Source organism: Nitrosomonas sp. Is35 (assembly GCF_033063295.1).
Taxonomy (GTDB): Bacteria; Pseudomonadota; Gammaproteobacteria; order Burkholderiales; family Nitrosomonadaceae; genus Nitrosomonas.
The window spans coordinates 119103-131871 of record NZ_JAWJZH010000001.1 but is presented as its reverse complement, the minus strand read 5'-3'; the positions used below and the strand labels follow the sequence as shown (position 1 = coordinate 131871).

Sequence of the window (12769 nt, the reverse complement as noted above, 5' to 3'; positions counted from 1 at the left end):
ATAGCATCAATATCGCTCCCCAAACAATCTGTTTCAAATCGCAACCGGCTTGCTAATACCGAAAAACCGCGCAACCGGCCCATCACCGGACAACAGCGCAGCGGGTGGACCCGCTTCCAGCAAGCGGCCCGCTTCGAGATACCAGATTTCATCAGCCGCCATGATATGGTCTACATGATGCGTCACCATGAGAACAGTCCCTTGATAGCTAGCCAGTATGCGGTCGATGACTTTACTGGCTTGGCTGTCGAGATTGGCATCCGCTTCATCCAGCAGCAGCAGCGGAGGATTTCCCAGCAAAGCGCGGGCCAATGCGATACGCTGACGCTGGCCTACCGATAAATTCAATCCGCCTTCCGCAACCCGGGTTTTGTCTCCTTCCGGAAACGGCACTAGCATTTCATCAATCCCGCACAGTACACGAACTCTGGCCACTTCCTTATCCGGCGCATTGCGCCAGCGATAACGTAAATTTCTTTCGATTGTGCCGCGTAACAAAGGCAGATCAGGTCCGGCCATGCCGACAGCTTGGCGCACTGAATTCAAGCTATGTTCCGCCAGGTTTTGCCCATCGAGAAACACCTTGCCTTCATGCGGATCGATCAGCCGCGCAGCCAATAGCAACAACGTTGATTTGCCCGCGCCATTGGGCCCAACCACTGCAACCACTTTACCCGGCGCTATGGTACCGCTCAGCTTATTCAATCCACCCGTCACGCTGACTGAGTCAAACTTCAAACCACCTGATCTTACGGTCAAATCGGGCGCATTGGTTGTTTGCGCCACCAGGGATGGGCTATCCAAAAATTCCTTGATTCTTTCCCGTGCTATACCTGCGCCATGCCAATATTCCTGAATACGCCCCAAGTCACGTAAAGGCGGCAGAAGAATACCGACGATGGTAATGGCCGCGATAACCGCACCGACACTCGCGGTACCGGTTGTTACCGCAAAAATACCGGCCAGCAATGTGGTTGCCGATGTCATGGCAGCGGAAAATTCAGTAATACCCAGAATCTGACCCGCTATGCGCGCCCGGGCAACCATCGAATCCTGCAAATATTTTCCTTGACGGATAATGTGCTCACGCTCGCGATCAACCTGGCCGAATACCTGCACAACCGCGATGCTGGTTACTTTTTCATTCACATTGGCTGCCAAATTGGATAAGCGCCGCCGCGATTCTTTTGCCGCAGCGCGCATACGCTTACCGAAAAGATAAGTCAACCATGCGCCCATGGCGAGCGATACGGTTACCGTGACGGTGAGCTGCCAATTGATCATTCCCAACAGCAGCAATGCGGATACGGTTGAGACACCCGCTACGGTGACACGCGCCAATCCCATGCTGATCCAGCGCCGCAACGACGTCATATCGCCAACAAAGCGAAGCGATACACCGCCCCGGCTGCGCTTTTGTAATGTCCGGGGAGTCAAAAAACTCAAGCAGTCGTACAACAAGATCCGCACTTCGGCAGCATAGTGCTGCCCCATTTTTTCAGCATCAATGCGTTCCGCCATGCGCAGCCAGCCAATACACGCCGCTGCCATAATCAATCCTGCGACCAGCCATACCGCACGCGTATCCAACACCGGCTGTTGCACGGTCAGAAAGCCGTCGAATATTTCCTTCACCAGCCACGCCGTGCCAATCGCCAATGCCGCTTGCAATAACCCATTGGAAACCAGGCGGATGAACAGAATACGGCGGTAGCCGTGAAGTATCGGAGGAATTTTCATTGTGCGGACTTAATAATGTTGAGAGTAATGTGCGCTTCGCACGCTGGCTAGCCTGCCAATATTTTCCGCAGCGATGAACCTTGCAGCGGAATATGCAGCGCACTGGCGATAGCTGGAGAACTGAGCGCAGCCTTATCAAACACAGGTAATCCGGTGGCCTTTTCTGTTTCAATGATCGCCAGAGGAGAAGCTGTCAACCGGCCGCTGACCGCGCTTACCGGCAGCTTCTTACGCTTTAAGTGCTCAATACCTGCCACCGCGCCCATGGCATCGCCTGCGGCGAAAATTACGCTATCCACGGCTCGTGCAAAGACTTTGGAGTCCAGCAAAGCAGCTGTCTCGCGCTGCAACAAGCCATCGGCCACTTCCAGCACAATCGCATCCACTCTGGCTGCGCTCAGATGCATAACAAGCGTTTCCACGATATGGTCGACTTGCTCCGGCGTAAGCATATACGTCGAAGGAAAACCGGCGTGCGTGAAATCCAACGTTAATTTGGATCCGGCATCGGTCATGAGCCAAGTATCCCTGCCGGAACCGGTGCCGGTCACTTTTGCTGCGCCTACGGTATAGCCTGCATTGACCAGGCCGCGAATCAAAGTGGCCGCAGTGGTTGTTTTGCCGGCATTCATCGCAGTTCCGGTTACCGCTATTGTGTAGGGGCGTGGAAACAAACTGACCAGTTTAGGCAGTGCGGTATCCCGCAAATTGATGCGCTGATTATGGCTATCCAGCAATAAACCGATGGGTTCGATGCTGGTCGGTGCTTTGACACTGGCGTGACGGTAATTAACACGCGAAGCTATGCCGCCGGATGCCACCAGATCGCATGCCTGCAAATCATCCGACACATGCGCTTCAAACTGATCGGGCGCATAACGATCACCATAGCAGACAATGATTTCGTCACCTGCAAATAGCGCGGAACGCCGTCCGTGAGCCAATTCCAGCCCGCTATGGTGGCCAATCTTGGTAACCTTCGCCAGCACCATATCGCCGGCATCGGGAATTACTTCGTCCCCTTGCAACAACGCCGCTACTGTTTCCAATTTTAAGTTGCGCGGCGTATAAGCAATCTTCGCTTGCAGCAAACGCTCTTGGCTGATAAGTAAAGTGTTCATGGTAAATTCCTTTATCTGTGAATTCCAAAAAATGCCGGGTTAGCCAATTTTTTAGAAAATAATCCCCCTGCTTCCCAAAAAGGCGCGATACGGCCTGTTTTGGGAAGTTCCGCGAGAAGCTGAAATTGATAAACGGGAGGAGTTAAAAACCCCTTGATGCGCGGATGTTAGCTCAGCACGCTAACATCATCCCAGCTGATGTGATCCGGTTGAACGCCAACCAGCGTGATTGATACATCGGAACCGAAGTTCACGATGAAATTGGTGCCTTCCTGATGAATATCGGTAACAAAGCTGGCCAAGTGTTCCTTCGACGTTAAGCCAAGGCCGGTATCAAAAACCAGCGTATCATGCTCCAGCGAGCTGAAATCATCGATGCGCAAATGCGATACATCGCGGATTACAAAATCATCGGAACCACGTCCACCAGAGCAGTCTTCACCGGCGCGCACTGCAATCGCATCATCGCTATCGGTAGGTGAGAATCTCAGTATCCCGGAAAACTTTGGAACCGTGCCGTTAGCACCCGGTGAAACTGTCCATTGCTCCGAAACACGCAAGTAAGTGCCGTCGCCATCGACGTCGGCATAGCGGGTTATTTCCGTGCCGAAAGCTTTGACCTCGGTACGAACGACCTCGGTTCCTTCCACTACGTAGGTTTCACTGCCGTCATCGTCGATCGATTTTGATTCCCACACGCCATCATCCAGCTCAAATGCAGCTGTTACCTTACTATCCACAATCGTGAATTTAAAAGCTTTGTGCTCGTGTCCCGATGAATCATCATCACGTCCGTCATGTCCTGAACTCATTTTTTTCTCCTCATTGATAAAAGTAACAAACACAGTACAACATTTAAATTAACAGCAAATTTCTGAAAGTATCTTCTTATCCAACATTCCGTTACTTAATTGGATCTTGTTGTGCCCCAGTCAATTGATTGCGCCATGCTGCAGGCAAATTCTGAACCCAGCCGTTATAAACCAGCGGAATCGGCAGAATACCTTGTCCTCCCATGCCAGGATTAGCCGTAATCGTGTCATCCTTCACGGTAGAGTTTGCGGCGAACAGTCCGACTTTACCTGCTATCTTGGCATCGGATGGATCGCCATCGCTGTTGGGATCAGGATCAATAACGAGCATTCTGTTCGAGAATTTACTGGTGACATAGGCATAGTAGCCACCGCCTTTCTTGGCGCCATATTGCACGCCATGACAGCCCGGATCGCACGGCAGCATGGCCACCACTTCATCGGTTGTCGCCAGATTGGGGCGTGTATCGACGATAGTGATCGTGCCGGTGAGCGTATTCGCCGTAACCATATTTTTCCCATCCGGCGATACCGGCGTTTGCACCGGTAACGCGCCGACAGGACCGGAAATAACGCCGGATAGCGGGTCGTAATGCTCAATCAGGTTAATGTGCTTGATAACGTTATGCAACTTCATGTCAACCACGGTGATAGTGCTATCCAGCAAATTAGCGACGTAATACTTACTGGCATCCGGCATCATGCCGGTAGCCAGCGGATGGCTGAAATGACCACTCACGGGCAGAATGGCTTCGATGGAATTTGTTTTGAAGTTGTACTGCGTGGTATCACCGCTCAGCACATTCGGCGTCACCATGGTTTTGCCGTCATGGCTCATCCAGTGCGCGTGCGCATTGCCTCGTCCAATATCCACCCGGCGCAACACTTGAGCAGCCAGTGGACTCAATTCCATCACCGAATCCGTGCGGGTATCGCCATTGTTGGTAATATGCAATCTATCAGTATCGGTCAGCGTCATCACATGCGCTGGCGCTTCGCCAACGGATACGTTGCGGATCAGCGCGCCGGTTTTGCGGTCATAAACCGTCAGTTTTTTGTCAAACCATTGCGTTACATAGATAACGTTCTGATCTCTATCAGTCCACATATTATGCGGATTGTTCATTTTGATCGAAGGCAGCGCCACCTTGCGCGTTACTTGCCAATTAGTGCCATCAATTGCAGAAACGGTTCCCGGTTTGGATTTTCCCGCAGTCATTTCAAATTGCGTTGCCGCCCAGATTTCTCCAACCGCCGGAATCGCGGGATTTTGCAACGCGGATAAATTGATGTCATTGCCGTAGCGCGCATTCAATACGGCGGGCAAATTGACGACACCGATGTCCACGCGCACATCCACGTTGGGATAAGTAATATGCCACTTAGCATTACTGGCGTAGTTCTGCCAGTTAGCCGGATTGGTCGCAATGAAGAATGTTCGTAACAACCGCGTAGCGAGATCGCTGCTGCTTGGAACGGTAATACCGTTGATCAGGCTGAGTGAAGAACCCAGGTCCAATCCGGTAGTTGCCGGATCGTCCACAATCACCGCACCGAACATGTACGGGTGAATGCTGCAAGTAAAGACATACAATCCCGGTGTCGTCAGTATCAGACTGTCGCCACCCTTTTTGGGATCGGTATTAAATGGCATGCCCGCCGCGCCAGTTGGGTAAATCAAACTGGTTCTGGTATGCACGGTATTGGAGTTTCCCGAAAAATTGACTCTTGCGCCCGGCGAGGCGATGGCAATCGAGCGGCTGCCCGCGACTGACGATCCGGTATCAAACCAGCGGCCCGGGATATCGGTCAGTGCAAAATTGACTTGGTTATCAGCAGCAACGCTATTTGCCGATAAAGCCAGGATCGCCGCACCGCAGGCAATAACCTTTTTACTCTTTCTTTTTATTGATATTTCAAACATAGTGAATCTCTCATTCAACATTAACTAAAACGGCAGCTCTCGATTCATCATTGATGAAAGCTATTTACGTGTAACATTTTCCCGCACAAGAAATACTATACGTGGGAAAATTTTCCATGTCAACAATTTGTGTGATATTTTCCCACAACATGCTAAAATGTTTTGCAATCATTCGTTAATGGCTTTAATTTCCTCGCGGACAATTTGTTATGCATGGTGTTCATTCAACCAATTCAAGCCTTTCACCGGCACTGATCACAGCAGTGCGCCGGGTATTACGGCCATTCATCAAACTGATGCTGGCCAAAGGAATCACCTATCCTTTTCTGACGGAAATGCTGAAAGATTTATATGTTGAAGTAGCCGCAAACGACTTCAAAATCGGCGAAAAACCTTCGACGGATAGTCATCTCAGTTTGCTGACCGGTATTCACCGCAAAGACATCAAGCGATTACGCCATGGCAGTTATTCCGGCGCCGAAACCACGCCGCAAGCGATTTCACTCGGCGCCCGGCTGGTCAGTCTCTGGAGCAGCGACCCCCGTTATCTGGACGAAAACAATCAACCCAAACGATTGCCAAGATTTGCCCGGGAAGGTGGCGATATTTCTTTTGAGGGATTGGTTGCCAGTGTGAGCTGCGATATCCGTTCACGGGTTGTGCTGGATGAGTGGCTAAGACTTGGCGTTGCTCACTTCGACGAAGAAAACCGTGTTTGTCTTAATACAGCAGCGTTCATTCCCGCACATGGCTTTGATGAAAAAGTTTTTTATTTTGGCCATAACTTGCATGATCACGCGGCGGCCGCAACCAGCAACTTGCTCGGTCACAACCAGCCTTTCCTGGAGCGCAGTGTTTACTACGATGGATTGAGCGCCGACTCAGTCAAACTACTCGCTGAGAAATCCGCGCAACTGGGCATGGAATCCTTGCTTGCAATCAACAAGACCGCTTTGGAGCTGGAAAAAACCGATGCGCAAAAATGCGAGCCGGATTACCGCATGACATTTGGCATTTATTATTACAGCGAACCGGTCGAGCCGAAAAAAACCCCCGGGCACACAAGCGATTCGCATTCCTAGCACAAGAACTTGAATCTATCCGAATGAAAAAAATTTCATTAGCGGCGATATGCCAAGCCAGTTTGCATCAATTCGGCATGATCGCTTTGACATTCTTATGCGCTGTCAGCGCATTCGCAAAAAATAACTGCGATGACAACGCTTCTCTCATTAATCCCGTCATGCTTACCCACTCCGGAATCGGCGGTACCGGTGCGGCTCAATCCGGCGTCGGCGGGACTGGACTGCACGATGGCGGAATGGGCGGCACCGGCAACCCGCAAGGCGGAATCGGTGGAACCGGAAGCATCGCAAACGATGGCGGTATCGGCGGCACAGGAATTGTAGGTGTCATCACCGGATTCGCCAGCATTTGTGTCAACGGCATTGAAATTCATTACAGCTCCGGCACAACCATCTCCATGGATGGCCAGCCAGCCAGCGCAGACGAACTGGCCGTGGGCCAGATCGTTGCCGCCCGGGCACTGGGCACAGGCGATAAACTCACAGCGCGCAACATTGCAGTAATCCATGCCGCGGTCGGGCCGGTCAGCCACTTCGATACCACCAAGGGAGAAATGCAAGTATTGGGTCAAACCGTTCGGATCGGACAAGGCGGAGAACACAGCAGCCTCTCCAATCTCAAAACCGGCGATTGGGTACAAGTCAGCGGTCACCGTCTTTCCAGCGGCACCATTGCCGCTTCACGCGTCGAGACCATTGCACCGCGTGCCGAAGCCAGATTAAACGGCCATATCACGCAAATCGACGAACAGGGCATTGAAGTCAATGGCACCCGCATTCATCACGATGCCAAATTAATGCCGCAAGGTCTCGCGAAAGGCATGGAAATATCCATTGCCGGCCGTTGGGATGGTCTTCAAATGAAGGCGCATCAGGTTCAAGCGGAACCAACCCGGCAGAGTATCGGCAATGTCGATCATGTCGTGATCGAAGGTTATATCCATGCGCTGGAGGGCAAGGAATTAAACCTGAGTAACCGGATTGTCACATTGGATCCGGGCAGCCCGGTATCCGGCAACGTAAGGAGCGATCTCAGACTGGATCAACGCATTCAGATCAGCGGCCGGCCCGGTGCGGATCAGCGGATCAATCCCGAACGGATTGAACTCAAGCAAGAAGTGCCGGTGCAACTGCAAATTCTGGAAAGAATCGGCAACGATGGAATCGACACCAGCGATCGCGGCAAAAAAAATAACTCCGGCACTGAGCCCGAAGCCAAATCGATTCACGGTGACAAGAGCGATCAGAACCAGGGCGGCGGGTCCGGCTCAGGTCATAAAGGGGAATTAAAAAAGGACACTGACAGTAATTCGGGCAAGGATCACACATCCGGGGGCGGCTCTCATGGCAAAGACACTACAATCGCACCCGACAGTGATCAGAAAATAGATCGTCCTAGCTCTTCCGGAAAGGATCATGATGAAAAGCCGCAAGATAGTCGCGAGCAAAATCTTTCCGGTCACGGATCCGCGGATAAACCCGAGAAGCCCTCAGAGGGGGCGGATCGCCTGGAGAAATCAAGCGATCACAAAGACAATCTCCGCGACATCGATACCCCGGATAGAGATCATAACCGCGACAGGGATCATACTCTGGATAAAGATCATGCCCTTGATAGAAGTCATACCTTGGATAGAGATCATGTCTTGGATCGAGATCAAATTCGCGATCATAGCGATCATCGAGACAGGGACTTCAGTCATCGCGACCGGGATTTGGATCGCTAAGCAAGCACGCGCGATTAATGGCTTCTCAAGCCCAAATCAGTAAAATACTTATTTACTTTTCAAATTGTTAGTTTTATCCTATGTAGGATAATTACACTCAACAATGTAGGAAATGATCCCATACATGTCGAGCACGAAACTAACCCCAACAATAGCAAGTCTCCATGCACCGATTCATATCACCGCCGTTCCAGTTCATTCTGCTTCTATCGATTGCCTGTAATTCGCCCGCAGTATTTGCGGATGGATTCAGCTTCAGCACTGCAACCGACTTCACAACGGGCAAATACGGCGGACCATCCGCGACCGATATTTGGTATGTCCCTTTCACGGCACGCTACGACAAGGGCCGGGCATCCTTCCGGATAACCCTTCCATACCTCAATATGACCGGACCGGGCAATGTGCTGGGTCCCGGGATCGGCGGTATCGATGGCCGAGGAACCATCATTAATGGAGGCGGTGTCAGTGGAGGCTCCAGTGGCGGTGGTATCGTTATTTGCGATGAACTAAACATCAATTGTCCGGTGATTATCTCCGAAAATGAAAACAACTCGGGCTCGGGTGGAAATTCCGGCTCCGGTGGTGGCGATGATGGCGGCGGAGGCAGCGATGACGGTGGTGGCGACGACAGCGGCAGTGGTGGCGGGGGCAGCGATGACGGCGGTGACGATAGCGGCAGTGGTGGCGGAGGCAGCGATGACGGCGGTGGTGACGACAGCGGCAGTGGTGGCGGAGGCACCGATGACGGCGGTGGTGACGACAGCGGCAGTGGTGGCGGAGGCACCGATGACGGCGGTGGTGACGACAGCGGCAGTGGTGGCGGAGGCACCGATGACGGCGGCGGCGACGATAGCGGCAGTGGTGGCGGTGGCAGTGGCAGCGGAGGTATTGACGACGGCGGTAGTGTTGACGATGGCAGTGGTGGCGGTGGCATTGACGACGGCAGTGGTGTTGACGATAGCAGCGGCAAATTGAGACAGCGTAAAGTCGGCACACTCGGCCTGGCGGGCGGCATTCCTTTGGGCGGTTCTGCGCTTTCAAGCACAAGCCGCTCCGGGTTGGGCGATATGGTTACCGCCTTCAGCTACAACTTAATCGATCATGCGCCGACCGGTATCGCTTTTGATATCACCACCCGGTTAAAAATCCCCACGGCCAGCACCAGCCAGAATCTGGGTACCGGCCGGGTCGATTACGCAATTCAAGGAGATCTATATAAAACCATCTCGAATTTCACACTCAGCGCCACTTTTGGTTACCGGATACTCGGCAATCCGTCCCATGTAACGTTTCACAATGTATTTTATGGCGGGGCCGGAATCGGTTACCGGCTATCCGGAACCGTCACTGTGGGAACGAGTTACAACATGGGACAATCGCCCGTGCGGCTGCAAGACAGCAGAGACCTCACGCTCTATCTTTCCCAAAGAGTCAGCAACAATATCAGACTCAACATTTATGGCTTGAAAGGTTTCTCGGAACGCAGTCCCGATTGGGGTGGCGGTATTAATTTACGCTATGTTTTTTAAGCCACCCAGTCAAATGTGCAGCAGCCCATCCGCTTTGCGCTTTGCCAGCAAGCAAATCAAATCGCAGGCGATATGCGCCGCGGCGAGCGCCGTGATCTGACTGTGGTCGTAGGGTGGCGACACTTCCACGATATCCATGCCGATCAGATTGATGCCGGTAAAACCGCGAATGATCGCCAGCGCCTGCGCGGTAGTCAATCCGCCACACACCGGCGTGCCGGTACCGGGCGCATACGCCGGATCAAGACAATCGATATCGAAGGTAAAATAAGCCGGGCGATCGCCGGCGATACGTTCAACTTCGGCAATCACCGCATCGGTGCCATGCCGGTGCACCCAAGTGGCATCCAACACATGTATGCCCATGAAGTCATCATTCCAGGTGCGGATACCGATTTGTACCGAGTGTTTGGGATCGATCAATCCGTCCTGTACGGCTTTATAAAACATCGAACCGTGATTCAGCGAACTCGGCGTATCGTCTGACCAGGTATCGCTATGCGCATCGAAATGAATCAACGCGAGCGGCGCGCCAAACTTTTCCGCATGCGCTTTCAGCAGCGGATAACTGATATAGTGATCGCCGCCAAACGTCAGCATGCGCGCGCCCGATGCCAGAATATGCCGGGCATGAGCGGCAATCGTTTCATGGATCGTCATCGGATTATGCACATCGAGATAGCAATCGCCAAAATCGATCACGGCGAGGTTCTCGAACGGATCGAACCCCCACGGATAGGGTTTCATCGACGCGACTTCCGCCGACGCCAAGCGAATGCCCTGCGGCCCGAAACGCGTGCCGGAGCGGTAAGTCACCGCCAGATCAAACGGAATACCGCTGATCACCAGATCGGCCCCGGTAATATCCTTGCTGGAATTGCGCCGCATGAAGGAAAGCACGCCCGAAAATGTCGGCTCGCGCAACATACCGTAGTAACCCTCGCGTGCGATCCCGTCATGGATTTTGATGTGGCTGTTATCGGTCATAGTTCAATCCTTCTTCCTTTGTCGTTGAATGCGCTGGCGCAATCTTGTCATTTCAGCACCGGCTTGCGATGATAATATGATTGATCAATGCAAATTCAAGATTTTGTGATGCGAACAAAAGCTCATGCCACCGATCATAGCTAATGGCAGCCGGATACCGCTATAATCCAGCGCGTTTTGGAAACATTTCTGTATGAAAGATACGATGCAACAGTCAACCTATCGCAAGCATTTGAGCGTCATATTGCTGACCGCCGGTTTGATCAGCGGCTGCGCTTCGATGTTTTCCGGCACTTCGCAGCGTTCACCCGATGCGGGCAGTCAACGCTACCCCAATCTCACCGCACCGTACAACAAACCTTACACGATAAAGGGCGTCACCTACTACCCGATGCGCTCGGCCGCTGGCTACCGCGAAGTCGGCCATGCCTCCTGGTATGGTTCGGAATCGGGCAATCGCACCGCGATGGGAACACGCTTCGTCCCGCACGGCTTAACCGCCGCGCATAAAACATTGCCGTTGCCGTCACGCGTCCGGGTGACCAATTTGCAAAACGGCCGTCATGTCGACGTTCTGGTCAATGACCGCGGACCGTTCAAGAAAGGCAGAATCATCGATTTATCGCATGGTGCGGCCAAAAAGATCGGCTTGCACGGCGTGGCCAAAGTCAAGGTCGAGCATCTCGACGATAAGATCAGTCAGAAATAGAGCGTTCAGCGCATTACCGCTACGCCGCGCAAATGCCATAGCGCGGCAACAGCTCATGAATCACATAAAAGCGGTGTAATTGCAACGCATCGTGGAACAATTTCCAATGGCTGGTCAGAAAGTCAGGTTTGAGTTCAAACCTCTCGCTTTTATCATCGGTAACTCTGATCGTGCCCAGCGCCTTGTGTTTCCACGAGCCGGGCCCTTTTGCGATATACATGAGATTAACCGGCGGAAAATTGAAATAACCGGTTGCGATCCGTTCCAGCCATGCTTTATGCCGGGCATTTTCCTCATCCTGCTTGATATTGCGGAACAACGCCTCGATTCTGGCTTTATCCGTAGCCTGTAGCCCGGGAACATCGGCATTGGCGTCGCCAAGGCGGAAACGCTGCATAGCCATGACCATTTTTTCCGCCGCCTGTAGAAAAATCGCCGCGTTATCTCTAACGACTTTGTTCTTATGGTGATCTTTGTAGCTCCACTTCAAATAGGGGCGATCCGGATAAGAAAGCGCAGCGCCGTGACCCAGCGGCAAGGTATCGCCCACTAGCTTACTGGCGGCATCATCAAACGCATCGCCAAAGAAATCCTTCAGCCGGGCCGCGAGGTAATTGCCGGGATTGTCCTCATCGTTCAATTTACTGATATCGTTGTTTTTGTGATTAACTCCGGCGAAACCTTGGTGCGACCAAGTATCGGCATAGACATGCAGGGTAATGCCGAGCCGCTGCAATGCGTGCGGACTGTTTCTGCTGTTAATGCAGGCCGTCACCATTTCTCTGGCGACAGGGCTATCCGGTTTGCAGACGATTTTGTCCATGAAGGTATCCAGCGGATTCTTCCCGGCATTCGCCTCATTATTGCCGGGAAGAAAGTGAAACGGCAGCCATGCCTGGTGGTTGGCCAGCTCGTCAAAATTTTTGTAATCGAATGTTTTATGCGCCGAGCTGACATGCTCGTACATAGAACCATCGGTAAAACGAATCACCCCGGTATTGGTCGCATCATCGACATATTGCGAAGCATAGGCAATGATATCCGCTTCAGGGTGATCAAAACCGGCTAAGCGTGCCAGGACATAAGTTGTCGCATGATGAAAGTCTTTTTGCATGATCTCCCTCTAACTCGA

General features: G+C 52.4%; 10 protein-coding genes. 4 read left to right on the top strand and 6 right to left on the bottom strand.

Annotation, left to right across the window (positions count from 1 at the left end):
* Positions 1-33 precede the first annotated feature (33 nt).
* From R2083_RS00595 to R2083_RS00580, 4 genes are all read right to left on the bottom strand, one after another.
* Complete coding sequence (locus tag R2083_RS00595; protein ID WP_317537167.1) at positions 34-1740, bottom strand: ABC transporter ATP-binding protein; 1707 nt, start codon at positions 1738-1740, stop codon at positions 34-36.
* A 47-nt stretch (positions 1741-1787) separates the two neighbouring features.
* Positions 1788-2861: a DUF1611 domain-containing protein gene (locus tag R2083_RS00590; protein WP_317537166.1), complete on the bottom strand. Its 1074-nt coding sequence runs from the start codon at positions 2859-2861 to the stop codon at positions 1788-1790.
* 167 nt (positions 2862-3028) lie between these two features.
* Positions 3029-3673, bottom strand: coding sequence for a hypothetical protein (locus R2083_RS00585; RefSeq protein WP_317529651.1), 645 nt, complete (start codon positions 3671-3673; stop codon positions 3029-3031).
* Positions 3674-3764: 91 nt separating this feature from the next.
* A complete protein-coding gene (locus tag R2083_RS00580) occupies positions 3765-5597 on the bottom strand; it encodes a copper oxidase (protein WP_317537165.1) in 1833 nt (610 codons plus the stop codon).
* 209 nt (positions 5598-5806) lie between these two features.
* Between R2083_RS00580 and R2083_RS00575 the strand changes: the two genes are divergently transcribed.
* The 3 genes from R2083_RS00575 to R2083_RS00565 all read left to right on the top strand — a co-directional run bounded on the left by R2083_RS00575 (position 5807) and on the right by R2083_RS00565 (position 9941).
* Entirely contained in the window at positions 5807-6679 is an 873-nt protein-coding gene (locus R2083_RS00575; protein WP_317537164.1) for a DUF6502 family protein, read from the top strand.
* A gap of 23 nt (positions 6680-6702) precedes the next feature.
* Positions 6703-8409: a DUF5666 domain-containing protein gene (locus R2083_RS00570; RefSeq protein ID WP_317537163.1), complete on the top strand. Its 1707-nt coding sequence runs from the start codon at positions 6703-6705 to the stop codon at positions 8407-8409.
* A gap of 164 nt (positions 8410-8573) precedes the next feature.
* Positions 8574-9941, top strand: coding sequence for a hypothetical protein (locus tag R2083_RS00565; protein WP_317537162.1), 1368 nt, complete (start codon positions 8574-8576; stop codon positions 9939-9941).
* 9 nt (positions 9942-9950) lie between these two features.
* On the opposite strand, the gene speB is transcribed toward R2083_RS00565, so the two are convergent.
* A complete protein-coding gene (speB, locus tag R2083_RS00560; protein ID WP_317537161.1) occupies positions 9951-10928 on the bottom strand; it encodes an agmatinase in 978 nt (325 codons plus the stop codon).
* Between the two features lie 193 nt (positions 10929-11121).
* Between speB and R2083_RS00555 the strand changes: the two genes are divergently transcribed.
* Positions 11122-11637 (top strand): septal ring lytic transglycosylase RlpA family protein, encoded by a 516-nt coding sequence (locus R2083_RS00555; protein WP_317537160.1) that lies wholly within the window; start codon positions 11122-11124, stop codon positions 11635-11637.
* 19 nt (positions 11638-11656) lie between these two features.
* Here R2083_RS00555 and R2083_RS00550 read toward each other — a convergent pair whose 3' ends face one another.
* Entirely contained in the window at positions 11657-12751 is a 1095-nt protein-coding gene (locus tag R2083_RS00550) for a DUF6765 family protein (protein WP_317537159.1), read from the bottom strand.
* Positions 12752-12769: the final 18 nt, after the last annotated feature.